The sequence below is a fragment of the Micromonospora sp. NPDC049374 genome (genome assembly GCF_040677165.1).
GTDB lineage: Bacteria > Actinomycetota > Actinomycetes > Mycobacteriales > Micromonosporaceae > Micromonospora.
Map to the genome: position 1 here is coordinate 195,978 of NZ_JBFAQH010000006.1, position 25,514 is coordinate 221,491.

At 72.4% G+C, this 25,514-nt stretch carries 20 protein-coding genes; 6 read left to right on the forward strand and 14 right to left on the reverse strand.

Annotation, left to right across the window (positions count from 1 at the left end; genetic code table 11):
• Positions 1 to 21: 21 nt before the first annotated feature.
• The 11 genes from AB0J93_RS12905 to AB0J93_RS12955 all read right to left on the reverse strand — a co-directional run bounded on the left by AB0J93_RS12905 (position 22) and on the right by AB0J93_RS12955 (position 15,252).
• Positions 22 to 1,857, reverse strand: coding sequence for an NHL domain-containing thioredoxin family protein (locus AB0J93_RS12905; RefSeq protein WP_363921230.1), 1,836 nt, complete (start codon positions 1,855 to 1,857; stop codon positions 22 to 24).
• Between the two features lie 174 nt (positions 1,858 to 2,031).
• Complete coding sequence (locus tag AB0J93_RS12910) at positions 2,032 to 4,530, reverse strand: hypothetical protein (protein WP_363921232.1); 2,499 nt, start codon at positions 4,528 to 4,530, stop codon at positions 2,032 to 2,034.
• Between the two features lie 342 nt (positions 4,531 to 4,872).
• Positions 4,873 to 5,010 (reverse strand): hypothetical protein, encoded by a 138-nt coding sequence (locus AB0J93_RS12915; protein ID WP_165521953.1) that lies wholly within the window; start codon positions 5,008 to 5,010, stop codon positions 4,873 to 4,875.
• A gap of 217 nt (positions 5,011 to 5,227) precedes the next feature.
• Complete coding sequence (locus tag AB0J93_RS12920; RefSeq protein ID WP_363921543.1) at positions 5,228 to 6,709, reverse strand: dihydrolipoamide acetyltransferase family protein; 1,482 nt, start codon at positions 6,707 to 6,709, stop codon at positions 5,228 to 5,230.
• Positions 6,710 to 6,714: 5 nt separating this feature from the next.
• Entirely contained in the window at positions 6,715 to 7,704 is a 990-nt protein-coding gene (locus AB0J93_RS12925; protein ID WP_363921235.1) for an alpha-ketoacid dehydrogenase subunit beta, read from the reverse strand.
• The gene (pdhA, locus tag AB0J93_RS12930) at positions 7,704 to 8,879 is read right to left on the reverse strand and encodes a pyruvate dehydrogenase (acetyl-transferring) E1 component subunit alpha (protein ID WP_363921237.1); all 1,176 of its coding nucleotides are present in this window, start codon (positions 8,877 to 8,879) and stop codon (positions 7,704 to 7,706) included. The genes AB0J93_RS12925 and pdhA overlap by 1 nt, the downstream gene beginning before the upstream one ends.
• 416 nt (positions 8,880 to 9,295) lie before the next feature.
• Positions 9,296 to 9,481, reverse strand: a complete 186-nt coding sequence (locus AB0J93_RS12935) for a hypothetical protein (RefSeq protein ID WP_363921239.1) — start codon at positions 9,479 to 9,481, stop codon at positions 9,296 to 9,298.
• Between the two features lie 32 nt (positions 9,482 to 9,513).
• The gene (locus AB0J93_RS12940) at positions 9,514 to 10,251 is read right to left on the reverse strand and encodes a hypothetical protein (protein WP_363921545.1); all 738 of its coding nucleotides are present in this window, start codon (positions 10,249 to 10,251) and stop codon (positions 9,514 to 9,516) included.
• Between the two features lie 181 nt (positions 10,252 to 10,432).
• Positions 10,433 to 11,653 carry a hypothetical protein gene (locus AB0J93_RS12945; RefSeq protein ID WP_363921241.1) on the reverse strand — a complete coding sequence of 407 codons (1,221 nt, stop codon included), beginning with the start codon at positions 11,651 to 11,653 and terminating at the stop codon, positions 10,433 to 10,435.
• A gap of 51 nt (positions 11,654 to 11,704) precedes the next feature.
• Entirely contained in the window at positions 11,705 to 13,381 is a 1,677-nt protein-coding gene (locus tag AB0J93_RS12950) for a GTPase (RefSeq protein WP_363921546.1), read from the reverse strand.
• A 5-nt stretch (positions 13,382 to 13,386) separates the two neighbouring features.
• Positions 13,387 to 15,252 carry an ABC transporter gene (locus AB0J93_RS12955; RefSeq protein ID WP_363921243.1) on the reverse strand — a complete coding sequence of 622 codons (1,866 nt, stop codon included), beginning with the start codon at positions 15,250 to 15,252 and terminating at the stop codon, positions 13,387 to 13,389.
• 220 nt (positions 15,253 to 15,472) lie between these two features.
• Here AB0J93_RS12955 and dnaK point away from each other — a divergent pair, with 220 nt between their 5' ends.
• The 5 genes from dnaK (at position 15,473) to AB0J93_RS12980 (ending at position 20,302) form a co-directional block, all read left to right on the forward strand.
• Entirely contained in the window at positions 15,473 to 17,350 is a 1,878-nt protein-coding gene (gene dnaK / locus AB0J93_RS12960) for a molecular chaperone DnaK (RefSeq protein WP_363921245.1), read from the forward strand.
• A gap of 46 nt (positions 17,351 to 17,396) precedes the next feature.
• Positions 17,397 to 18,158, forward strand: coding sequence for a nucleotide exchange factor GrpE (gene grpE, locus AB0J93_RS12965; RefSeq protein WP_363921247.1), 762 nt, complete (start codon positions 17,397 to 17,399; stop codon positions 18,156 to 18,158).
• 85 nt (positions 18,159 to 18,243) lie between these two features.
• Positions 18,244 to 19,419, forward strand: coding sequence for a molecular chaperone DnaJ (dnaJ, locus tag AB0J93_RS12970; RefSeq protein ID WP_363921249.1), 1,176 nt, complete (start codon positions 18,244 to 18,246; stop codon positions 19,417 to 19,419).
• Between the two features lie 28 nt (positions 19,420 to 19,447).
• Entirely contained in the window at positions 19,448 to 19,885 is a 438-nt protein-coding gene (locus AB0J93_RS12975; protein ID WP_363921251.1) for a MerR family transcriptional regulator, read from the forward strand.
• 180 nt (positions 19,886 to 20,065) lie between these two features.
• Positions 20,066 to 20,302 carry a hypothetical protein gene (locus AB0J93_RS12980; protein WP_363921253.1) on the forward strand — a complete coding sequence of 79 codons (237 nt, stop codon included), beginning with the start codon at positions 20,066 to 20,068 and terminating at the stop codon, positions 20,300 to 20,302.
• A 56-nt stretch (positions 20,303 to 20,358) separates the two neighbouring features.
• On the opposite strand, the gene AB0J93_RS12985 is transcribed toward AB0J93_RS12980, so the two are convergent.
• From AB0J93_RS12985 to AB0J93_RS12995, 3 genes are all read right to left on the reverse strand, one after another.
• On the reverse strand, positions 20,359 to 20,787 hold the full coding sequence (locus AB0J93_RS12985; protein ID WP_093403754.1) for a hypothetical protein: 429 nt from the start codon (positions 20,785 to 20,787) through the stop codon (positions 20,359 to 20,361).
• 206 nt (positions 20,788 to 20,993) lie between these two features.
• Entirely contained in the window at positions 20,994 to 22,205 is a 1,212-nt protein-coding gene (locus AB0J93_RS12990) for a cation:proton antiporter (protein WP_363921255.1), read from the reverse strand.
• A 6-nt stretch (positions 22,206 to 22,211) separates the two neighbouring features.
• The gene (locus AB0J93_RS12995; protein ID WP_363921257.1) at positions 22,212 to 22,712 is read right to left on the reverse strand and encodes a cation:proton antiporter regulatory subunit; all 501 of its coding nucleotides are present in this window, start codon (positions 22,710 to 22,712) and stop codon (positions 22,212 to 22,214) included.
• Between the two features lie 182 nt (positions 22,713 to 22,894).
• Here AB0J93_RS12995 and clpB point away from each other — a divergent pair, with 182 nt between their 5' ends.
• Complete coding sequence (gene clpB, locus AB0J93_RS13000; RefSeq protein WP_363921259.1) at positions 22,895 to 25,486, forward strand: ATP-dependent chaperone ClpB; 2,592 nt, start codon at positions 22,895 to 22,897, stop codon at positions 25,484 to 25,486.
• The last annotated feature ends 28 nt before the right edge of the window (positions 25,487 to 25,514 follow it).

Here is a 25,514-nt window from a genome sequence, read left to right on the forward strand (position 1 = left end):
TCCTGTCGACGTGGTCGGATCTCAGCCGGCGTCCATGCCGCGCAGGACCAACGGCAACCGGCCGGCACCGCCGTCGACCACCCGTACCGGTACGCCCCAGTCCTGCCGGGTCAGGTGGCAGGCCGCGTGTTCCACCTCGGCGTCACAGGTCGCCGCCTGGGCGGTCACCTGAAGTACCCCGTCGGGCACCGATCCGTCGATCACCAGGCGGCGGGACAGGTCGGTGCCGGTGCCCGCCCCCTCGACCAGCAGCTCCGGCGGCGACGCGGAGACGACGAGCCGGGTGGACGGTCCGAAGGTTTCGTCGAGCTTCTGCCCGGGGGCCGGGGTGAAGACGACGTCCAGCACGACATCGCCCGCAGCCAGCTCCGTCGGCTTGCGCTCGGTGCGGTGCCGGGGACCGTCGACGGTCTCCGCGCCGGCCGCCGAGAGCGCACCGGGAGCCAGCCGGGTGATCCGGTGCGCCGCCGACTCCACCACCAGCACGGCGCCATCGGCGGTCAGCACCAGGTCGCTCGGCTCGGCCAGGCCGGTGGCGACGGTGGCGACCCGGTCGCCGGCCGGGTCGTACCGGCGTACCGCGCCGTTGTAGGTGTCGGCGATCAGGACCGAGCCGTCGGGTAGGGCACATACGCCGAGCGGGTGCTGTAGCAGGGCCTGCGCCGCCGGCCCGTCCACGTGCCCGAAGTCGAACAGGCCCTGACCCACGGCGGTACCCAGGACGCCGTTCTCGACGTAGCGGATGGCGCTGGTCTCGCTGTCGGCGACCCACAGCCGGTTGCCGTCGGTGGAGACGGCGAGCCCGGACGGCTGGGCCAGCCACGCCTCCGACAGCGGCCCGTCGCGCAGCGCCTCCACCGTGGTGCCGGCGTACATGCCGGCGGTGCGCTTGATCGGGTCGAACCACCAGAGCTGGTGGATGCCGGCCATGGCGATGACGATCTTGTCGTCGTACCAGGCGACGTCCCAGGGGGAGGAAAGGTCGACCGAGCGGGCGTCGTGCGCGTGGTCGTCGACCGTCGACCGCCACTGCCGCCCGGTGCCGGCCACGGTGAGCACCTCGCCGGTGGCCAGCCGTACGCCCCGCAGCAGGTGGTTGACGGTGTCGGCGACCACCAGGTCGTAGCCGGCGACCTCGGCCACCTGCGGCGGCAGCAGACACAGCCCCTGCGGCTCGGAGAAGGTCGCGGCACCGGCGGAGCCGTCGGTGCGACCCCGCTCGCCGGTGCCGATGCCACGGACGACGGTCTCCGCATCGGCGGCCAGCTCGACCAGGCGGTGCCGCGCCGAGTCGGAGACCAGCAGACCGCCGTCGGGCAGAGCCACCGCCTTACCCGGGAAGCGGAGGGTGGTCTCCGGCTCGGCGAGCGGGACGTACGGACCGTCGCCCCGGTGCAGCGTGCCCTTGGCCTCGTGGGTGGCGATCAGGTCGTCGATCAGCCGGGCCAGCCCGTCGGCGTGGCCCTCACCCGCCATGGTGGCCACCACGTATCCCTCCGGGTCGATCACGGCGAGGGTGGGCCAGGCGCGGGCCGCGTACTGCTGCCACATGTCCAGCTCGGGATCGTCGAGGACGGGGTGGTGTACGCCGTACCGCTCGACGGCGGCGGCCAGCGCGTCGGCGTCCTTCTCGTGCTCGAACTTCGGCGAGTGCACACCGATCACGACGAGGACGTCGGCGTACTTCTGCTCAAGAGGGCGCAACTCGTCCAACACGTGCAGGCAGTTGATGCAGCAGAAGGTCCAGAAATCCGCGATCGTGATCTTGCCTCGCAGGTCGGCGAGCGTCAGCTGCCGCCCGCCGGTGTTCAACCAGGCCCGGCCCCGAAGCTCGGGAGCCCGCACGCGTGCACTCATCGCCCCATCGTGCCCTACCGGCGAAGTTCAGCCGGTGCGAAGGGGGGAGGCTGAGGGGCCGCGCACAGTTCGCGGCATCGTGGCCCGCACGCCGCCCGGTAAGGCACGCCGCAAACCGCGAGCACAGCGCGGCGGGGCCACGGTTGCCGTGACCCCGCAACGCGGTGAGCGGACTCAGCCGCCGGTCGCCTCCTTGAGGCAGAGCACCGGGGTGTCGGTGGCGCTGCGGAGGTCCACGTGGGGCATGGCCGGGTCGGGGCACTTGTCCTTCGACTCGACCTTGGACACCACGGTGAAGGCTTCCGGATCGGCGCAGTCGACCGCCACGGGGGTGTTGCCGGAACGCTTGACGCACGAGCCGACCGCTGGGTCGAAGGCGTTCGCGTCGTCCGAACCACCGATCATGCCGAGGAGCATCAGCAGGCCGAGCGGAATGGCCAGGATGAGCACGGCCGCGACCAGCACCGCGGCGAGTACCCGTCCGTTGCGTACCTTCGGTGCCGGTGCTTCCGGAGCCGGCTCAGCGACCGGCTTGAACGCGTCGAAGCGGCCCTGCTCCGCCTCGCCCGACCCGCCGCCCGGACCCGGGCTCCACGGTGGCGCGGACTGCGGCGGCGGGGGGAACGCCGGATTGTGCTCGACACCCGGCTCGGACCTGACGGGAGAGCCGTAGGCGCCACTCGGGCGCTCGGACGGCCCGCCGAACGGGTCGTTGCCCGGCCCGCCGAACGGGTCGTTGCCCGGCCCACCGAACGGGTCACGCGGTGCACCGCCGAACGGGTCGGCCGGGCGTTCCGGCTCGGCGTGCGGCCGTACGCCGTTGACCGGCCGGTTGGCCGGAGGCGCGTCGATGAAGGACGGTATCCCGGGCGGGAAGGCGGGTGGGGCAGCCGGCGAAGCCGGGGCGGCCGGACCGGCGAAGGCGTTCGGCCCGCCCATCGGCGGCTCCCGGTCGGCGAAGCGGGGCTCCGGGGGCTGCTCGAACCGCTCTGGGCCCTGATCGCCGCGCGCTGCGGCCTGGTCCACGTCGAACCGCCCCGGGCCCTGGTCGAAGCGGGGCACCAGGGGCTGCTCGCCGTGCTCCGGGGCCGGCTCCTCGGTGTGCTCGGGGCGGGCCGGCCGACCGTACACCCGCGGTTGCGGCGCGGGTGAACCGGCCGGGCGGACCGCGTGGTCGGTCGGGGGCATGACCCGGCTGGACAGTGGTACGGAGGCGCTCGCCGCGACACCGCCGCCGGCCGGCGGCGCGGCGCGGCCCTCGGCCTCCGGAGAGGTGCGGGGCGCCGGGATGGCCGGGGACTGCGGCTCGTCGTGTCGGGGCTCGGGTTGGCCCCAGGCCGTGCCGCCGGCCGCCTGGTCGGCGACCGGGCGGACAGGCGCTCCAGACGGGTCGTCGGTGAACGGCGTGGGCTGAGCGAAGTCCGCGGGCGGTGTGGCGGCCAGGCTGGCGCCCGGCACCCGCTGCTCCTGCGGAGGCAACGGCACCATGTTGGCGGGGGAGATGCCCGGGCCAGGTGCGGGCTGGTAGACCGCGTCCTCGGACCGACCCGCGTCGGGTTCAGAGGTGGTGCGGGGTGCGGCGGGCTCCGCCGCCTGACCCCACGCCTCACCGGGTGCCCACGGCTCGATGTCCGGCGTGGCGGACCGATCGGCGGCGTTACGGGACGGAAGTGGCTCGGCGGACGGGCTCCAGGACGGTGGCGGGCCAGCAGCCGGGTTGCCTCCGGCCCAACCGGCCGACTCCTCCTGTGCGGGCGTGGCCCAGTCGGGCTGCGCCGGCCGGTCACCGCCCGGGTGCCAGCCCTCGGCCGGCTGCTCGGTGGCCCAACCGCCAGCGGCGGGCTCCCGCCGCTGGCCGGTCGCCCAGCCGGACTGCTCCGGCTGTTCGGCGGGCCAGGCGTCGGCGCGTGACGACCCGTCGGCGGGCCGCTGCTGCTGGCCCGCGTCCGGCGCCGGCACCTGGGCGCTGGCCCGGGCTGCCGGCGGCTGGTCGGACTGTGCCCAGGCCGGCTGGACCGGCTCGGGCTGAGCTGCGGTCGAGGCCCAGCCGGGAGTCTGGTCGTCGGCACTCGGTGCGCCGGCCCAGTCCGGCTGCTGGCCGCCGGCCCACCCACTGGGGGCTGCCGGGTTGGACTGGCCCGGGGCGGGCTGCCCGCCGGCCCAGTCGGGCTGACTCGCGGCTGGCTGGTTGGCGGCCCAGTCGGGCTGGCTCCCGGCCGGCTGGTTCGGCGTCCATTCGGCGGGGCGTGCGGTGTCCCCAGTGGCGGGATCAGTGGCCCAGGCGGGCCCGGCCTGACCGCCGTTCGCCCAGGCAGGTCGATCCGATGTGGGCGGTGCGGCCGGTGCCCAACCAGGGGCGGGTTGCTGCGGCTGGTCTCCCTGGGACGCCCAGGCCGGCTGGTTGCCGGCGGGCTGGTCCCAGTTGCCGGGCGTGGTTTCCGCCTGCCGGGTCGCCTGGGCGCTGCCCCACGCGTTGCCCTGCTGGTTCGCCCAGGCTGGTGCGGACGTGTCCGGGCGGGCGGGGGGTGGCGGAGCCCAACCGAGGTCGGGGGCGGATGCGCCGTACCCGTTGTCCTGCTGAGCCGGTCGGTCGCCGTACGGCGCCGGTCCGCCGCCGCCCGGCGGCACCTCGTCCGGCTCCTGGCCGGGGCGGTGCGGGCCCTCGGACGTCATGCGTGCGCCTCCTCCATCACATGTCGGCCGCCGTCGCCGATGGTCTCGGCAGGGCAGCCGGCGGTGCCGGCGTACCGGCTGTGCCGGCTCCCCGCACCGTATCCCGGTCGCCGCCGGTGGGCTTCCGGGGAGCTCCGGTCGTCACTGTCCGTCGCCGGGCGGTGTCGAGGTGCTTCTATCGCCTCGGCCTGTCCCCGAGCGCGGACGACGACCGAGCCCCACCGTACCGGGCGCTGCGTCGGGGCGGTATCCCGGTGTCAGCGGCGGTCGTAACGCCGACGACCCGCCCGGTTCACCCGGGCGGGTCGTCGATCTGGAGGAGGCGGATAACGTCGTGTGGCGTCAGTGCATGTGACGCTGGGCGATGGCGAGGATCTCGTCGCGGACCGCGGGCGAACTGGCGGAGCGCAGGGCCCGCTCGATGGCGCGGGCGCGGCGGTTGGCGTCGCGGCGGTTGCGGATTCGCTCGATCATGCTCATGGTGTCTCTCCTCCTGGGCTATTCGGTTGTCGTCCCGTCGTCCCTTCCATTGAAGCGCACGGTGCCCTGGTTTTCCAGCGATTGTTAGGTGAGCTGAGCCACCAGCCTAAGAATCTTAGGTAAGCCGCACCGAACGGCCACCCTTTCTTCATCAAACGACAACGGCCGGTGTGCCGGGCGTCAACCCGTGCACACCGGCCGTCGCCGTCGTCGCGCGTCAGGTCCAGGCGAGCAGGGCCGCCTCCGGATCGGCGAGGAAGTCGCCCACGTCGCGGAGGAACTTCGAACCCAGCTCACCGTCGATGATCCGGTGGTCGAAGGAAAGGCCGAGCGTGGTGACCAGGCGTGGCTTGACCTTGCCCTTGTGGACCCAGGGCTGTTCGCGTACCGCACCGAAGGCCAGGATCGCCGACTCACCCGGAGGCAGGATCGGCGTACCGGTGTCCACCCCGAACACCCCGACATTGGTGATCGTCAGAGTGCCGCCGGACATGTCGGCCGGCGAGGTCTTGCCGGCCTTGGCGGTCTGCACCAGGTCGGTCATCGCGTCGGCCAGTTCGCGCAGGGTCAACCGGCCGGCGTCCTTGATGTTCGGCACGATCAGACCACGCTCGGTGGCCGCCGCGATGCCGAGGTTGACGTACTCCTTGACGACGATCTCGTCGCCGGCCCAACTGGAGTTGACCATCGGATGCCGCCGGACCGCCAGCAGTACCGCCTTGGCGACCAGCAGCAGCGGCGAGACCCGTACGTCACGCCACTCCCGCCGCTCACGCAGCCGGTCCAGCGCCTTCATGGCTCGGGACACGTCCACGGTGAGGAACTCGGTGACGTGTGGGGCGGTGAAGGCCGAGCGGGACATGTTCTCGGCGGTGAGCCGGCGTACGCCCTTGACCGGGATGCGCTGCTCGCGGTCCGCGCCGAAGCTCGCGGCCGAGCTGGCCGAGGTGGTGACCGTCAGCGGCTCGGCCGCCGCCGGGGCCGCCGCCGCCCGCTGTACGTCCTCCCGGGTGATCGAGCCCGACGGCCCGGACCCGGTGAGGGTGGCCAGGTCGACCCCGAGGTCCTTGGCGAGCTTGCGTACCGGCGGCTTGGCCAGCACCGGACCGCCGGCCCGCCCGTTGCCGTTCACCGCAGGCGCAGGGGTGACCGGTGCTGCAACGATCCGTGCCGGCGTCGGCTGGACCGGCGTCGGCTGGACCGGCGCCGTCGGCACGGCCGTGTTGCCGGCCGGCCCGGTGGCCTTGCGGGGGCGACGCTTGGCCGCCGTGGTGCGCGGACCGTAGCCGACCAGAACGGCGGTACGGCCACCCGGGGCGGGACCGCCGATCAGGCCCGGCTCGACCGCACCCTCGGCCGGCGCGACCTCGACGGCGGCCAACGACGCCGCCGACGGGGTGGGCAGCTCAGTGGCGGGCGCACCGGTGGTGGACTGCTCCACCGGGCCGGCGCCCGGGTCGGTGTCGATCGCGATGATCGGGGTGCCGACCTCGACGGTGGTGCCCTCCGGATGGAAGATCGCCTGGACCTGGCCGGCCCACTTCGCCGGGATCTCCACGGCCGCCTTGGCCGTCTCCACCTCGACGATCGGCTGGTTCAACTCGATCGTGTCGCCCACCTTGACCAGCCAGGCGAGGATTTCGCCCTCGGTCAGGCCCTCGCCCAGGTCGGGCAGGTTGAACTCCTTGATCCGTGACATGGCGCTCACCAGCCGAAGGTGCGGTCGACGGCGTCGAGCACCCGGTCGAGGTCGGGAAGGTACTCCTCCTCCACCCGGGCGGCCGGGTAAGGAGTGTCGAAGCCCGCCACCCGTAGCACCGGCGATTCCAGCGAGTAGAAGCACTCCTCGGTGATCCGGGCCGCGATCTCCGCGCCCATGCCCAGGTTGCCCGGAGCCTCGTGCACCACCACCGCGCGGCCGGTACGCCGCACCGACTCGTACACCACACCGAGGTCCAGCGGGGAGAGCGTGCGCAGGTCGATGACCTCCAGGTTCCGCCCGTCCTCGGCCGCGGCGGTCGCCGCGTCGAGGCAGGTACGCACCATCGGCCCGTACGCGAGCAGGGTGGCGTCGGTGCCGGCCCGCGCGACCCGGGACGAGTGCAGCGGGTACGCCTCGGACAGCGGGGCGTCCAACTCGACCTGCCCCTTCTCCCAGTAACGCCGCTTCGGCTCCAGGAACACGATCGGGTCGTCCGAGGCGATGGCCTGCTGGATCATCACGTAGGCGTCCTGCGGGCTGGCGCAGGAGACCACCTTCAGCCCGGCGGTGTGCGCGAAGTACGCCTCGGGCGACTCGGAGTGGTGCTCCACCGCACCGATGCCGCCACCGAACGGGATCCGGATCACCATCGGGATGTTGAGCTTGCCCCGCGAGCGGTAGTGCATCTTCGCCACCTGCGACACGATCTGGTCGTACGCGGGGTAGACGAAACCGTCGAACTGGATCTCGCAGACCGGGCGGTAGCCCCGGATGGCCAGGCCGACCGCGGTGCCGATGATGCCGGACTCGGCGAGCGGGGTGTCGATCACCCGCTGGTCGCCGAAGTCCTTCTGCAACCCGTCGGTGATCCGGAAGACGCCGCCGAGCTTGCCGACGTCCTCGCCCATGATCACGACCTTCGGGTCGTTCTCCAGTGCCTTGCGCAGGCCGACGTTGAGGGCCTTGCCGAGGGTGAGCGTCTCCGTGGCCATCAGTGCGCGCTCCCCTCGAACGACTCCAGGTACCGGCTGAACTGCGCGCGCTGCTCGTCCAGCAGCGGCGATCCGTTGGGGTAGACGTGGTCGAACATGGTGCCCGGCTCCGGGTTCGGCATGGCGAGCACCCGCTCACGCAGGTCCACCGCCTCCCGGCGGGCCTGCTCGTCGACCTCGGTGAAGAAGCCGGCGTCGGCGATCTTCTCCCGCTCCAGGAACGCCTTCATCCGGGCGATCGGGTCCTTGGCCTGCCACGCCTCGACCTCGCTGGCGATCCGGTAGCGGGTCGGGTCGTCGGAGGTGGTGTGCGCGCCCATCCGGTAGGTGTACGCCTCGATCAGGCTCGGGCCCTGCCCGTGCCGGGCGTTGTCCAGCGCGTGCCGGGTCACCGCGTAGGTGGCCAGCACGTCGTTGCCGTCGACCCGGACGCCGGGGAAGCCGAAGCCGGCGGCCCGCCGGTAGAGGGGGATCCGGGTCTGCCGCTCCAGCGGCTCCGAGATGGCGTACTGGTTGTTCTGGCAGAAGAACACCAGGGGGGAGTTGAACACGCCGGCCCAGACGAACGCCTCGTTGACGTCACCCTGGCTGGTGGCACCGTCACCGAAGTAGGCGATCACCGCCTCGCCGTCGTCGGTGCCGGTCTTGCCGTCCATCGCGACGCCCATGGCGTAGCCGGTGGCGTGCAGGGTCTGCGCCCCGATCACGATCGTGTACATGTTGAACTTGAACTCGTTCGGGTCCCAGCCACCCTGGTCGACCCCGCGGAACAGGCCCAGCGGCATGATCGGGTCGATGCCGCGGCAGTAGAGCACGCCGTGCTCGCGATAGGTGGGGAACGCCATGTCCTGCGTACGCAGCGCCCGACCGGAACCGACCTGCGCCGCCTCCTGGCCGAGCAGGCTCGCCCAGATGCCCAGCTCGCCCTGCCGTTGCAGGGCCGTCGCCTCGGCGTCCAGCTTCCGGACGAGCACCAGGTCGCGGTAGAGGCCGCGGTACTCCTCGTCGGTGAAGTCGACGCGGTACTCGGTGCCGTCCGGGCCGGTCACGCTCTCGATCCGCTCGCCCGAGGGCGTGAGCAACTGCACCAGCTCCGGATCGCCGGCCGTGGCCTTCCTGGATCGGGGTGCGGCTCGCCGGCCGCGGGCCGGAGCCCCGGGGTCGCCCTTTGCCATCCGTCTCTCCCTGTCGTGTCTGCGTCGGCACCGGGGGGTCACCCGGCCGCGCGACTCGTGCGCCCGTCCCGGCTGGTGCCGGGATGGTTCCTGGCGGCCGCGCCTGACCCCGGTAGGGGTTGCCGCGCGGCATGAGCCGGATTCTGGCCGAACCCGGTTCGGGAGCGCCGGTGCCCAGTCGCGCCTACCGCGTGGGTGCGCGGAGGTCGCGGCTGCGCTGCCGCCGTGACTCCAGTTTCGCATCAGAGGTGAGGCGTCCCACACCCCGCCTGCCCCGCATCCAGCGGCCGGCCCGCTTCGTTACCCGAAGCGCTGGAGTGTCCGCTCGAACGACGCGCGACCGTTCCGGTGGTGGTTCGTCACCATTCGGTCAGATACGCATGTCGACACGCGGTACGGGGTTGGCCGACGCAGAGTCACTGCCCCAGGCTGATCGCGCGGGTCGGATCCAGCTTCGGCGGCCCGCCGGGGTGCCCCATCGGGCGGCCCTGACCAGGGGCGACGACGAGGAGTGCGTGGTGTCCGAACCAGGTGAAGGCCCCGGGACGCCGATCCTCGGCCGGCACCGGGCGTCCGGCTACCGCCGCGTGGTGGGTGCGCACCGGGCCGTGCGTACCGCCGGGCCCACCCGGGGCTACCTGCTGACTGTGGCGCTGCTCGCCGGCACGGCCTCGATGCCGGTCCTCGCCGCGATCAGCACCGGTTCCGCGACGGTCGGCAGCACGGCACTGCCGGACGGCAGCACGCCGTTCATCCCGACGCCCTCCGTCGGTCCGGTGGTGGTCCCGCCGCCACCCACCGGTTCGCCGACGTCCACCGTGACCGCGGTGCCGTCGGTCGAGCCGGCGGCACCGCCGGTCAACCCCGTGGTGCCGACGCCACGACTGACGATCGTCGGCACACCGGTCGAGCACACGCCGGCCCGTCGCCCCGGCGCGCCGGCAACCGCACCGGCTCCCCGGCCGCCCACCAGCACACCGGCTCCTCGCCCGGCGCCCACCCCGACCCGGACACCGTCGCCGGCCCCGACGAGCGGTTCGCCGACGCCGACCGCCGATCCGGACCCGCCGACCGCCTCGGCCGACCCGACCGCGTCCAACGACCCGCCGACCACGGGCCCGAGCCCGTCGACCGATCCTTCCGCGTCCGCCGATCCGACCGCGTCGAGTGATCCTTCCGCGTCCGCCGATCCGGGCCCGTCGAGCGGTCCCACCGCGTCCGCCGAGCCGACCGCGTCGAGTGACCCGTCGCCGACGACCGACCCGACCGCGTCGAGCGGTCCTTCGGCGTCGGCTGAGCCGACCGCGCCGGGAGGTCCGTCGGCCGCCCCGAGCGGTGGCGGATCCGCGCCGGAGCCTCCGCCGACCAACATCGTCACCGAACCGCTGTTGCCCGGCACGCCCGAGCGAAACGGCAGCGCCCGATCCCGGGCACGGATCCGCCTGCGGAACCGGTGCCGGTCCGCTGCCGGCCTGACGGACGGTGCCTGACCGACGGTGCCGGCCTGACCGACGGTGCCGGCCGCGAGGCGGCCCGCCGAGCGTAGGTGCGGGTCAGCCGTCGTCGGCCAGGCGGTGTCGGTTTGCCTCGATCCAGGCGTCCAGGGCCGCCGGATCATCCGGGTCGATGCCGTCGGCCATCAACTGGGCCACCGCGGCGGTGGCCGGGCTGCGCCGCTCGCCGGTCGCGTAGAGCCGGACGAACTCCGGCACCATCTCCTCGATCGCGGCGTCCGTGGCGGCGGTTGCCGATTCGGGCAGCCCACGTCGGCGGGCCGCGTATCCGGCCCAGGCGCGCAGCACCCGGGGCAGCATCGCCGCGTCGTCCATGTCGAGTACCGCCCGGCGGTGCACCCAGTCGAGCAGGAAGAGGCCGGCGACGGTCGGGCTCCACCGCAGCGGGTCGGCGTCCGGGAAGGTGGCCGCATGATCGAGCAGCAGGCCCAGACAGAAATGCAGCGAGGCCAGTTCGGCGTCGTCGACCGCGTCCAGCCCGGCCCGGGCGGCGTCCGGTGAGCCCAGGAACCGGCGGATCTCCGCGGCCCGCGCAGCGTCGGGCAACGGGTCGTCGGCCTGCCGGGGCGGCGGTGCGGTCGCGGCCGGCAGGACCGCCAGCCGGGCCCCGACGAGCGCCCGGTCGGTGGCCAGTGAGGCGGCACCGGGCAGCTGACCCAGATGGTCGGTGACGGCCAGATGCCGGCTCACCTCGTCGCGCATCCGGGTCGGGCTCTCCTCCCGGAACCAGGTCAGCTCGTCCTCGGCGCACAACTGCCGGACCTGCTCCAGGATGCGGCCCGCCGGACCGCCGACGAACACGTCCTTGGTGATGCCGATGTTGTGGTCGATCAGGGCGACCAGGGCGTGCTCCGGCCCTCCGCTGGCATCGTCGTAGGCGAACGTGGCCAGGTAGGAGGTCTGGTCGCCGTACACGTCGCCGTACGCCCAGGTGCCGGTGAGGTGCACCTTGCCGAGCTGCCCGGACCAGGCTGGTGCGGTCGCACCGGGCCGTACCCGGTCCGCGCCGGCAGCGTCCGGCACCAGGGCCGCGAAGACGGCCCGGACCGTGGTCGCCGCGACCGCGCGTCGTCTCGACGTGGCGGCGAGGAACTCGCCCACGAAGTCGCGTACCGCCGCCTCCCGGTCCGTCTCGGCGACCTCGTACACGCTGCCGAGCAGGGCCGCACCGAGCATCTCCGCGTCGAGGGCCGAGTCGAGCTTGGTCACGTCGCGTGCGGCGTGCAGCACCGCGTCGTAAGGGGTCTGTGGCGTGGCCATGACCCGACCCTACGCCGATCGTGCGGGGTCCAGGAACGTTCAGCGGCCGGGTCAGCGGTGTCGGGCGACCTCGAGGACGGTGCGTGCGTCGGCGTGCGCGGCGATGACGGCGCGCACCGGGGCCAGCACCTGCTGTTCGCCGACGCCGGCGACGGCCCGGGTGAGCTGCGCCTCCGCCCGGTGACGGGCCCGCCGGGCGGCCCACCGCACCAACGGGCGGGTAAGCGCCGCGACGAGCAACCCGGTCAGCAACCCACCGAGCAGCAGCAGGGTCGGTACCGGTACCTCACCGACCATCGGGTGCCGCAACTCCGGCAACCCGAGTGCCCGCATCGCGTAGCCGAGGACCAGCCAGCCCAGTCCGACCGCCGCGGCGAGCGTCACCAGCCACTGCACCCCGCCGACCAGTCGCCACCAGGCACGGGGACGGTCGACGCCGAGATCGGTGCCGGCGAGTGCGCCGTCCAGGGCGTCCGGCAGGTCGCCGAGGCGGGACCGGGCCGCCGTGGCCATCGCATCCGGCCAGGCGTTCGGCAGGCCGGCGCCGGCCTGCTCGGCCACCGTCCGCAGGGCCAGGACCAGCGCGGACTTGTCGGCCGCGCTGGGCTCGGGCACGGAGGTGGCGGCCACCAGGCTCTCCGCCGGGTCACCGCCGGCCCGCCGGTCGGGCAGGTGCAGCCGGCGCAGCGGGTCGGCCCGCAGCCGCCGCCAGAGCCGCATCAACGGCCAGCCGGTGGCCGCTGCGGCGCGATGCCGGTACGCCTGCTCGACCGCCGCGACGACGGTCGGCACTCCCGCCGCCTTGCACAGGGCGCGGTCCAGCGCGGTGACCGCGGGATCGTCGGCGGCGAGTGCGGTGCGGGGTGCGCCGACCATGTCGTCCAGCGCGGCGACGACGGCGTCGACGTCACCGGAGAGACGACGCAGCGCGGCCTGTCGTTCGGCGACGGTGCGCTCCAGCGCCGCCCGCAACCGCTCCGGGCCCTCCGGGTCGGCGACGGTGGTGGCCAGCAGGGGTACCCCGTCCAGTCCGTCCGCGTCGATCAGGCGGCGCAGGTCGGCCAGTACCCGGGGCACCTCGGCCGGCGGCAGCCGGTCGGTCTGGTTGAGCACGACCAGGGTCACGTCCCGGTGCCGGTGGAACTCGCGGAGGTAGCTGCGGTGCATCAACCGGTCGCCGTACTTCTGCGGGTCGACCACCCAGACCACCAGGTCCACGAGGCCGAGCAGCCGGTCCACCTCCAGCCGGTGCGAGTGCTCGACGGAGTCGAAATCCGGCAGGTCGAGCAGGATCAGCCCGTGCAGCGTGGACTCGTCCTCGCCGTCGAGCAGGCTCTCCCGTACGAACCGGTGGCGGGGCAGCACGCCGAGCCAGTCGAGCAGCCGGGTGCCCCCGTCGAGCGGGCCCCAGACGCAGGCGTGTGTGACACCGGTGGTGGGCCGGCGTACCCCGACGGGTGAGAGATCCATCCGGGCCATCGCGTTGAACAGGCTCGACTTGCCGCTACCGGTGGCTCCGGCCAGCGCCACCACGGTGTGGTCGCGGGAGAGTGCCAGCCGGGTCCCGGCGCGTTCGACCAGGGTGCGGGCCGGTACCAGCGGGGTGTCCGGCAGGTGGCCGTCGACGATGCCGAGGAACCGCCGCACCGCCTCCAGCCGGGCGACCAGTTGGTCGGCGTCCACCCGCCCGTCGGCGATGCGCAACGCCTCGCGGAGTCGTCCGCCCATGCCGGTCACGGCCGCTCCCCCTCGGTCACCGGGGCGTCGACGCCCATCTTCTGGGCGCTGAGCGCGGGTGCGGCGTCGGCGAAGCCACTGCGCAACCGGGCCGCCTCGACCCGTTCGGCCGCCTGGCGCAACGCCGTCGCGGTCCGGCCCGCCGGTCGGGCCTGCCGGGTCCGCGCGAGATAGCGGGTGGCCTCGTCGTCCAGCAGCACCGTCACCCGCTCCAGCAGATCCTCCCGGGCCTTTCTGGCCAGCGCACGCACGGCCTGATCGCCGAAGATCGCCTGAAGCACCGCCTGACCGGCGAGGGTGGTGCCGGCTCCGGTGGCGACCTCCAGCCCGGTCGGGATGAAGGCGGTGGAGGCGAACACCGCGATCATCACGGCCAGCCCGGTGGCGTTTACCGCGTACGCGGCCGTCCGTGCCACGAAGCGTCGGTCGCCACCTTCGGCCCGGACCAGTTCCAGGACGCCGCGCTGCCAGTCGCGTACCAGGCGCTCGGCGCGCTGCGGCAGGTCGGCGGAGTGGTGGGCGAGGTCGGGTTCGAGCAGGGCCGCGCCGGCCGGGTGCGCCTTCCATCCGGTGTACGCGTGCTCGGCCGCCTCGGCGGCCACCCCCCGCAGCAGGGTGACCAGTTGCGACTCGATCGCGTCCCGCAGCTCGACCGCGGGGGCCGGGCGGCGGGAGAAGGAGGCCATGACGCGGTCCCGCAGCCGGCCGATCCGCGCTTCAAGGGTGCGGAAGAGGTCGCTGGTGCCGATGAACTCCTGCCAACGGGCGAGCACCTCGCCACGGAGCAGTCGACCGTCGCGCAGCCCCTGCTCGACGGTCCGGTTCGCGGCCCGGTACGCCGCACGTACCCGGTCGTCCATCGCGTCGGCGGCGGCGGCCTGCTCGTCGACGGCGAGGGCCAGGCTCTCGACGGTGGGTTGCAGCAGGGCCAGCGCGCCGCCCAGCGTCTGCCGGACCACCGCCGAACGGGCCTCCGCGTCGGCGGCGAGTCGGGCGAACCAGTCGGCCAGCGGTGCGGTGCTGCGGCCCGGTAGCAGCCCCTGCCCGTCGACCCAGGTCTCCGGGAGCACGAACAGTGGGGCCGCGTCGAGACCCTGCCCGGCGAGCATCTCGGCGAGATGGGCGGCCACCTCGTCGGTCGCCTCCGCGGGCACCCGGTTGAGCACCAGGGCGAGTACCGCACCTCTGGCCCGGGCGCCGTGCAACAGCTCCCAGGGGACGGCGTCGGCGTACCGGGCGGCGGTGGTGACGAAGAGCCAGAGGTCGGCGGCGGCGAGCAGCTGGTTGGCCAGCGCCCGGTTGGCGTCGACCACCGAGTCGATGTCGGGGGCGTCCAGGAACGCCAGCCCTGGCAGGAGCGCCGGGGCGGTGACCAGGTGCAGGGTGCGGGGATCGTCGCTGGGCTGGTTGGTGCGGGTCAGCCCGGGCAGCAGCTCGCCCCGGCGGAACCAGGCCGAGTCGGCCGGATTGCAGACCAGTACCGGGGATCGGGTGGTGGGCCGCAATACCCCGGCCGCGCTGACCCGGGCCTGCACCAGGCTGTTGACCAGGGTCGACTTGCCGGCGCCGGTGGATCCGCCGACCACCACGAGCAGCGGTGCGTCGAGGCGGGCCAGGCGGGGCAGCAGGTAGTCGTCGAGCTGGTCGGCGAGGGCGGCGACGGTGCGCGCGGCCAGCTCGGCCGAGGGCAGGGCCAGCGGAAACCGGGCCGCCCCGATCGCGGCGCGCAGGCTGGTCAGAGCGTCGGGCAGGGTGTCGTCCCCGGTGGCCGCGGGCCGGTCCTCGCCGACGCCGGTGGACCCGGTGCGGGCTGCGACGGCGGGCGCGCCGGACGGTGAGGCGGAATCGCCGTGCGTCGTCACCGCTAAAGCGTGCCCGACCGACACAAGGTAAGACAACCGGTCGGTAGGACTGACGACTTGCGTCGATCCGACTCAACCTTGACTTGACGATTTCCGGGGGCGTGGCACTATTGAGTCAAGTTCACTCAACTTGAGGTGGGGTCGCTGCGGACGGCATGCGCCGCGTAGCGGGACGGGAGGGCCCGTCACCTGCTCAACGTAACGAAGCGAGGAAGCGAAGATGGCACGTGCGGTCGGTATCGACCTCGGCACGACGAACTCCTGCGTCAGCGTTCTGGAGGGCGGTGAGCCCACCGTCATCGCCAACGCTGAGGGCTCGCGGACGACCCCGTCGATCGTCGCGTTCGCCCGTAACGGCGAGGTGCTCGTCGGTGAGGTCGCCAAGCGCCAGGCGGTGACGAACCCGGACCGGACGATTCGCTCGGTCAAGCGGGAGATCGGCACCAACTGGTCCGTCGACATCGACGGCAAGAAGTACACCCCGCAGGAGATCTCGGCCCGGACGCTGATGAAGCTCAAGCGGGACGCCGAGGCCTACCTGGGCGAGCAGATCACCGACGCGGTGATCACCGTCCCGGCGTACTTCAACGACGGCCAGCGTCAGGCCACCAAGGAGGCCGGTGAGATCGCCGGCTTCAACGTGCTGCGGATCGTGAACGAGCCGACCGCGGCCGCGCTGGCGTACGGCCTGGACAAGGGTTCCAAGGAGCAGACCGTCCTGGTCTTCGACCTCGGTGGCGGCACCTTCGACGTGTCGCTGCTGGAGTTGGCCGAGGGCGTCATCGAGGTCAAGTCGACGAGCGGTGACAACCTGCTCGGTGGCGACGACTGGGACCAGCGGATCATCGACCACCTGGTGAAGACCTTCCGGGGCGAGCACGGCATCGACCTGTCGCAGGACAAGATGGCGATGCAGCGCCTCAAGGAGGCCGCCGAGAAGGCCAAGATCGAGCTGTCCGCCGCCACCACCAGCAACATCAACCTGCCGTACATCACCGCCGGTGCCGCCGGCCCGCTGCACCTGGACGTGACGCTCAGCCGGGCCGAGTTCCAGCGGATGACGCAGGATCTGCTGGACCGCTGCAAGGGCCCGTTCGAGCAGGCCGTGAAGGACGCCGGGATCAAGGTCTCCGACGTCGAGCACGTGATCCTCGTCGGTGGCTCGACCCGGATGCCGGCCGTGACCGACCTGGTCAAGCAGCTCACCGGCCGTGAGCCCAACAAGGGCGTCAACCCGGACGAGGTCGTCGCCGTGGGCGCCGCCCTTCAGGCCGGTGTACTCAAGGGCGAGGTCAAGGACGTCCTGCTGCTCGACGTGACGCCGCTGAGCCTGGGCATCGAGACCAAGGGCGGCATCTTCACCAAGCTCATCGAGCGCAACACCACGATCCCGACCAAGCGGTCCGAGGTGTTCACCACCGCCGACGACAACCAGCCGTCGGTGCTGATCCAGGTCTTCCAGGGCGAGCGTGAGATCGCCGCGTACAACAAGAAGCTCGGCACCTTCGAGCTGACCGGCCTCCCGCCGGCCCCGCGCGGCGTGCCGCAGATCGAGGTCACCTTCGACATCGACGCGAACGGCATCGTCAACGTCCACGCCAAGGACCTGGGCACCGGCAAGGAACAGAAGATGACGATCACCGGTGGCTCCTCGCTGCCGAAGGACGACATCGAGCGGATGCGCCGGGACGCCGAGGAGCACGCGGAGGAGGACAAGCGCCGCCGCGAGGAGGCCGAGACCCGCAACGTGGCCGAGGCCCTGCAGTGGCAGACCGAGAAGTTCCTCGCGGAGAACGGTGAGAAGCTCCCCGCCGAGAACCGCGAGAAGCTCAACGAGGCCCTCGGTGAGCTGCGCGGCGCTCTCGGTGGCAGCGACATCGAGAAGATCAAGTCGGCGCACGAGCGGCTCGCGCAGGTCTCCCAGGAGGCGGGCTCGCTGCTCTACGCCCAGCAGGCCGAGCAGCCCCAGGAGGGCGGCGAGGCCGGTGCCGGTACGGCCGGTGCCGCCGGTGCGACCGGCGGCGCGCAGGCCGGCGGCGCACGGCCCGGCGCGGACGACGTGGTCGACGCGGAGATCGTGGACGAGGACAAGAAGTGACGGTCCTGGCCACCCGAGCGCACGGGCAGAGGGATGAGGTAGTCGTATGACGGAGAAGCCACGAGCCGCCGACCCGGGTGACACCGGGTCGGCGCCGGGTGGCTCGGCGTCCGAGCCGGCCACCGGCGACGCGCCGCGGGTCGTCATCCGCAACAATCGCAAGATCAGTCAGATCCGCGAGCCCGACGGTACGGCGGCGGACGCCGGACCGGACGTGCCAGCGGAGGGCCTGGTCGAGGAGGCCGAGGTCGTGGTCGACTCGATCGAGGTCGAGGCGGGCGCGCTCAGCGACGCGTCCACCGAGGGACCGCCGGTCGTGGACGCGCCGGCACAGCCGGTCGGGGAGCCGTCCGAGCCGGCCACCGGCGGGCTTGGTGCCGAGTTGGAGGCACTCCGCGCCGAGCTGGACGAACGCACCCGCGACGTGCAGCGGGTGTCGGCCGAGTACGCCAACTACCGCAAGCGGGTCGAGCGCGACCGTGGCCTGGTCACCGAGCAGGCGACTGGGTCCGTGCTCGCCGCGCTGCTGCCGATCCTGGATGATCTCGACCGGGCCCGGGAGCACGGCGACCTGGTCGGCCCGTTCGGTTCGGTGGCCGAGCAGCTCGTCACGGCGCTGGGCAAGTTCGGGCTGACCCCGTTCGGCGAGCAGGGCGATCCGTTCGACCCGACGCGGCACGAGGCGGTGGCGCACCAGACCTCGGCCGACGTCACCGAGCCGACCTGCGTGCAGGTGATGCGTCGGGGCTACCAGGTCGGTGAGCGACTACTGCGGCCCGCGCTGGTCGCGGTCGCCGACCCCGAATAGTGCGCGACGGTGATCCGGCCGCCCCGCTCGCCGAAACCCGGCGGGCGGGGCGGACCGGGCCCGGAGGTGGGGAGGAGGTGTACGGGTGAGTTCGAAGGACTGGATCGAGAAGGACTACTACGCGGTCCTGGGCGTGGCGAAGACCGCCCCGGCTGATGAGATCAAGAAGGCGTACCGCAAGCTGGCCCGCGAGTCGCACCCGGACCACAATCCCGGCGACGCCAAGGCCGAGGAGCGCTTCAAGGCGGTGTCCGAGGCGTACGCGGTGCTCGGCGACGACGCGAAGCGCCGCGAGTACGACGAGATGCGCTCGCTGTTCGGCTCGGGCGCGTTCCGGCGCGGTGCCCGTCAGGGCGGCCAACCGGGCGGTGCGCCGTTCGACGTCTCCGACCTGTTCGGTGGCGCGCAGTCAGGTGGCGGCCGGTTCGCCGGTGGCAACATCTCCGACCTGTTCAGCTCGATTTTCTCCGGTGGCGGCGGGGGTGCGGGCGCGCCGGGTCCGGCCCGGGGCCGGGACATCGAGACCGAGGTGGCGCTCGATTTCAACGACGCGGTACGCGGCGTGACCCTGCCGCTGACGCTGCGCGCACCCGGTGTCTGCGACACCTGCCACGGCAACGGTGCCAAGCCCGGGACGCTGCCACGCACCTGCCCGGTCTGTCACGGTGCCGGGGTCACCAACCGGAACCAGGGTGCGTTCAGCTTCTCCGAGCCCTGCCGCAACTGTCAGGGCGTGGGCACGGTGGTGGACGAGAAGTGCCCGGAGTGCCAGGGCACCGGCGGGGTCACCAAGACCCGGACGCTAAACGTCCGCTTTCCCGCCGGGGTGGCCGACGGCCAGCGGATCCGGCTGGCCGGCCGAGGCGAGCCGGGTGAGCGCGGCGGTCCGGCGGGTGATCTGTTCGTGCACGTGAAGGTCCGCCCGGACGAGGTGTTCGGGCGCACCGGCGACGACCTCACCCTGACCGTGCCGATCACGTTCGCGGAGGCCGTCCTCGGCACCGACCTGCGGGTACCGACGCTCGACGGTCCGGTGACCCTGCGGGTGCCGGCGGGTACGCCGAGCGGCCGCATCCTGCGGGCCAGGGGCAAGGGCGTCAGCCGCCGGGACGGACAGCACGGCGATCTGCTGGTCACCCTCGACGTGGTGGTGCCGGCGGGGATCTCGGACGAAGCGCGGGCCGCGCTGGAGACGTTCGCCGAGCAGACCCCGCCGGCGGCCCGGGAACATCTCGACGCGCGGGTGCGTCGGTTCGGTTGATCGGTGAAGCGGTGCGGAGGTGAGCGGGATGGACGGGTTCGTCGGCTCGGATGACCCGGCATACGAGGCCAAGGTGCTGATGATCTCGGTTGCGGCGCGGATGGCGGGTATGCATCCGCAGACGCTGCGCCAGTACGACCGGCTCGGCCTGGTGCAGGCCGGGCGGGCGGCCGGTGGTGGGCGGCGGTACAGCGTCCGGGATGTGGTGCTGCTGCGCGAGGTGCAGCGGCTCAGCCAGGACGACGGCGTCAACCTCGCCGGGATCAAGCGGATCATCGGGCTGGAGCAACTGCTGGAGCAGGCACAGCAGCGGGTCGCCCAGCTGGAGGCTGAGCTCGACGCCGCGTACCGCCGGATGGCCGAGCTGGAGTCGCTGGCCCGCTTCCCCGGCCGTGATCTCGTTCCCACCAACCAGACCTCGACCGCCCTGGTGGTCTGGCGTCCCCGGCGCAGCCCGGGGCGCTGACGCCCGTTACGGCAAAGGGGTGTGGCTCCGACCTCGGGGCCACACCCCTTTCCGCTTCTCCGCAGGCGCTGCACCGCTCGTGTTTTCGCAAACCCGAGCACGAGACAGGTTGTCTCGACTAGTCTTCAGAAATCAGGTCTAAACCATCTCAATCCGGACTCCGATCTGGCGGGGGGAGCCATGACGGAATCGGCGAGGAAGGTGGCCGAGGAGACGGAGCAACGCCTCGACGACCTGGCGGAGAACGTCCAACACCGGTTCGACCGGCTCACCAAGGGACGCTTCGCCGACCAGATCCAGGCCGGCAGGTTCAGCGGCAAGGGCGATCGGGTCGCCGCGGGCAGCGGTCGGGTCGGTCGTGGTGCCGGCCAGGTGCGCAGCGACCAGCACCGGCGCGAGCGGGGCGGGTCGCGCTGACGATCCGCCGACGTGCGGGCCGGGAGCCACGGGGGGTCCCGGCCCGTTCGGCACGTTCAGAGCCTGCGGTTCTCCCGCACCAGGCCGCCCTCGCACCACTCCCGGTACACGAAGAGCTCCGGCCGGGTCAGCAGCACCCGACTGTTGTGCGCCCAGGTGCGCATCATCTCGTCGCCGTTGCGTTCGGCCTGGTCGACCAGCTTCCGGAAGCGACGCTTCGGGTGTGCCCGGAAGTTCGTCCGGATCCCGTCGGCGGCGTAGATGTAGAGACAGTGCAGCGCGAACCGACGCGCCGGACAGCGGGTGTCCATGGCGAGATCGAACAGCGTCGTCACCAGCCGGTCACCGGAGACCAGCAGGTCCCAGTCCGGCGGCATCGACGTCAACGGGACCGAATCGGGGTGGTAAGCCCACGCTCGCAACTCCGCCGGGGTTGGGTCGACGGGGTTGGCGAAGCCGTGGAACGCTGACTCCTGCACGCTCACCGGCCAACCTTCCGCTTTCGCCCGCGGGGGCGTCCGCCCACCGCGAACCCTGGCTGCTGGGGCGACACGTTAACGCGGTACCGGTGAGTACCGGTAGCCCCTGCGGGAAGCAATTCGGCATCTCTTGGTCGGCGAGGACCTCCGGACGGTCGAATCGGCTGGTCCGACGGTCACGCTCGGTCCGACGGTCACGCTCGATTCGACGGTCACGCTCGGTTCGACGCGGCCGCCGCCTGGGCCCGCTGCGCCGCCGCCCGGGTCCGCAGCCAACCCTTGAACCAGGCGAGGTCGGGTAGCCGGGCCAGCACCGGCCCGGTGACGACCGTGATCAGCACGTACGTCGCCGCCAGCGCCGCCAGCTTCGGTGAGACGCTGCCGGAGGCCACCGCGATTCCGGCGATGACGATGGAGAACTCGCCCCGGGGTACCAGCGCCAGGCCGGCACGCCAGCGACCCGGTTCGGCGATGCCCACCCGCCGCGCGGCCAGGTAGCCGGTAAGCGTCTTGGTCCCCATGGTGGCCAGCGCGAGCAGCAGCGCGGGCAGCAGTACCGGCGGGATGTGCCGTGGATCGGTGGCGAGGCCGAAGAAGACGAAGAACACGGCGGCGAAGAGGTCCCGCAGCGGAGTCAGTAGCTCGGTGGCGTGGTGGGCGACCGGCCCGGAGAGCGCGATGCCGACCAGGAAGGCGCCCACCGCCGCCGACACCTGCAACTTCGCGGCCACCCCGGCCACCAACAGGGTCAGTCCGAGCACCCCGAGCAGCAGTGCCTCGGCGTTTCCGGCCGACAAAGCCCGGGAGAGGACGTTGCCATAACGCAGGGCCACCACCAGCACCGCGATCACGGTCAGCACCGCGACGGCGAGGGAGACACCGCCCTTGACGAATCCGACTCCGGCCAGCAGAGCGGTAAGCAGCGGCAGGTAGAAGGCCATTGCCAGGTCCTCGACCACCAGCACGGAGAGGATCACGGGGGTCTCCCGGTTACCGAGCCGGCCCAGGTCGGCCAGGATCTTGGCGATCACCCCGGAGGACGACACCCAGGTGATCCCGCCGAGCACCACCGCGGCCAGCCAACCCCAACCGAGCAGCAGCGCGAATGCCGCGCCGGGCAGCGCGTTCAACAGTGCATCGAGCAGTCCTGCCGGCGCGGCCGACCGCAGGCTGCCGACGAGTTCGTCGGCGGAGTACTCCAGGCCGAGCATCACCAGCAGCAGGATCACACCGATCTCGGCCCCGATCGCGAAGAACTCCTCGCTGGCGCTCAACTCCAGCACGCCGCCGTGACCGAAGGCCAGCCCCGCCAGCAGGTAGAGCGGGATCGGGGAGAGCCCGACCCGGCGGCCCAGCCGGCCGAGCAGCCCGAGCAGGAACAGCAGCCCGCCGACCTCGATGAGCAGGGTGCTGAAATCGTGCATCGGGGCTCAGCCGGCGGGATCGTCGGCGGCGAAGATCGCGCTCGCCCCGTCCAGGCCCTGCCGGTTGCCGACGATGACGAGTACGTCGCCGGCGGCGAGGCGGAAGGTGGGTACCGGCGAGACGATCACCTCACCGGCGCGCAGGATCGCCACGATCGAGGCGCTCGTACGGGTGCGCACCTTCGCGTCACCGAGGGGCCGGTTGACGTAGGTGGAGGAGGCCGGGACGGCGATCTGCTCGGTGAGCAGGCCGGCGGCCTGCTCGCGCAGCCCGGAAAGTTGCCCGAGGATCAGCGAGGCACCCAGGATGTCGGCCAGCGCCTCCGCCTCGTCGTCGGTGAGTGGGATGTCCGCCGAGCAGCCGTCCGGGTCGTCCGGGTCGTACAGGACGAGGTCGCGGCGACCGCTGCGGTGGGAGACGACCCCCAGACGCCGGCCGGATTCCGTCATCATGTCATGACGTACGCCGATCCCTGGTAAGGCAGTCTGTTCGACACGTACTCGCACCCGGGCAACGCTACCGGCAAGCCGCCGGGCGTACGGAGCCGGTGTGTTGCGAGGTGGGTGCGAACCCGATGCCGACCGGCTGATGTCTAACAAGTGATGCAGCTCACACCGCTGAGGTTGAGTGGAATAGACTCAACTCTGGTTCTGTCGGTACCAGTGGACACACCGATCCAGGGGAGCCCATGAACACCGAACGCCTCACCACCAAGAGCCGCGAGACCATCACCGGTGCCGTCGCCCTGGCCAACCAGCGCGGGCACGCCACCGTCGAGCCGTGGCACCTGCTGTTCTCGCTGCTGGACACCGAGGGCTCGACCGCTGCCGGCCTGTTGCGCGCCGTCGGGGCCGACCCGACCGAGCTGCGCCGGGCCACCCAGCGGGCCGTCGAGGCGCTGCCCGCCGCCCGCGGCTCCAGCATCGCCGAGCCGACCCTGGCCCGCGAGTTCGTCAACGCCATCGGCGCCGCCGAGCAGATCGCCCGCCCACTGGGCGACGAATACACCTCCACCGAGCACCTGCTCGCCGGGCTCGCCCGGGTCGGCGGCGCCGTGTCCGCCGCGCTGAAGGCCGCCGGTGCCACCGAGGAGAGCCTGGTGGCCGCCTTCCCGACGGTACGCGGCGGGGATCGCCGGGTGACCACCGCCGATCCGGAGCAGACCTACCAGGCGCTCACCAAGTACGGCGTGGACCTCACCGCGAGCGCGCGGGACGGCAAGATCGATCCGGTGATCGGCCGGGACTCCGAGATCCGCCGGGTGATCCAGGTGCTGTCCCGGCGTACCAAGAACAACCCGGTGCTGATCGGCGAGCCCGGTGTCGGCAAGACCGCGATAGTCGAGGGCCTGGCCCAGCGGATCGTGGCCGGCGACGTGCCGGAGTCGCTGCGCGACAAGAAGCTGGTCTCGCTCGATCTCGGCGCCATGGTGGCGGGCGCACAGTACCGGGGCCAGTTCGAGGAGCGGCTGAAGTCCGTCCTTGAGGAGATCAAGAACTCTGACGGGCAGGTCATCACCTTCCTCGACGAACTGCACACCGTCGTGGGTGCCGGCAAGGGCGAGGGCTCGATGGACGCCGGAAACATGCTCAAGCCGATGCTGGCCCGTGGTGAGCTGCGCATGGTCGGCGCGACCACGCTCGACGAGTACCGCGAGCACATCGAGAAGGATCCGGCGCTGGAGCGCCGCTTCCAGCCGGTGCTGGTGGGCGAGCCGACAGTGGAGGACACCATCGGCATCCTGCGCGGGCTCAAGGAGCGCTACGAGGTGCACCACGGCGTACGCATCACCGACGCCGCCCTGGTCGCCGCCGCCGCCCTCTCCGACCGGTACATCACCGACCGGTTCCTGCCGGACAAGGCGATCGACCTGGTCGACGAGTCCGCGTCCCGGCTCCGGATGGAGATCGACTCGCGTCCGGTCGAGGTGGACGAGATCGAGCGGGCGGTGCGTCGGCTGGAGATCGAGGAGATGGCGCTGGCCAAGGAGCCGGACGCGGCGTCCGCCGAGCGTCTGGAGCGGCTGCGCAAGGAACTGGCCGACAAGCGCGAGCAGCTCACCGCCCTCTCCGAGCGGTGGCAACTGGAGAAGAGCCACATCACCAAGCTCTCCACCGCCAAGGAGGAACTGGAGCGGCTCGGTGGCGAGGCCGAACGGGCCGAGCGTGACGGCGAGCTGGAACGCGCCGCCGAGCTGCGGTACGGCCGGATTCCCGCCCTCCAAGCCGAACTGGCCACCGCCGAGGAGGAGTTGGCTCGGCTCCAGTCCGCCGGCGCGATGCTCAAGGAGGAGGTCGGCGCGGACGACATCGCCGCGGTGGTCGCCTCCTGGACCGGCATTCCCGCCGGTCGACTGCTGGAGGGTGAGACCGCCAAGCTGCTGCGGATGGAGGAGTCGCTGCGCGGGCGCGTGGTCGGCCAGACCGAAGCGGTCGCCGCGGTCTCCGATGCCGTCCGCCGGGCGCGTGCCGGGGTCGCCGACCCGGACCGTCCGACCGGCAGCTTCCTCTTCCTCGGCCCGACCGGTGTCGGCAAGACCGAGCTGGCCAAGGCGCTCGCCGAGTTCCTCTTCGACGACGAGCGGGCCATGGTCCGCATCGACATGAGCGAGTACGGCGAGAAGCACTCCGTGGCCCGCCTGGTCGGTGCACCGCCCGGCTACGTCGGCTACGAGGAGGGCGGCCAGCTCACCGAGGCGGTGCGCCGCCGGCCGTACTCGGTGATCCTGCTGGACGAGGTGGAGAAGGCCCACCCGGACGTCTTCGACATCCTGCTCCAGGTGCTCGACGACGGCCGGCTCACCGACGGCCAGGGGCGTACGGTCGACTTCCGCAACGCCATCCTGATCCTCACCTCGAACCTCGGTTCGGCGGTGATCAGCGATCTGACGTTGGCCGAGGAGCAGCGCCGCGAGGGCGTCCTGGCAACGGTCCGGGCGCATTTCAAGCCGGAGTTCCTCAACCGACTCGACGACATCGTGGTCTTCGCCGCCCTGCACGGCGACGACCTGCGGGCCATCGTCGACATCCAGCTGGCGCGGCTGGGTCGGCGTCTCGCGGACCGCCGGTTGACGTTGGACGTCACCGAGGACGCCCGCGCCTGGCTCGCCGAGCACGGGTACGACCCGATCTACGGTGCCCGGCCGCTGCGTCGGCTGGTCCAGTCGGCGATCGGCGATCAACTCGCCAGGGCCCTGCTCGCCGGCGAGGTCCGCGACGGCGACACGGTGCGGGTCGACCTCCGGGACAGCAAGGACGGCCTGTCGGTCACGTCCAGCTGAACCCGTCGCACCCGGCCCGCCTCCGACG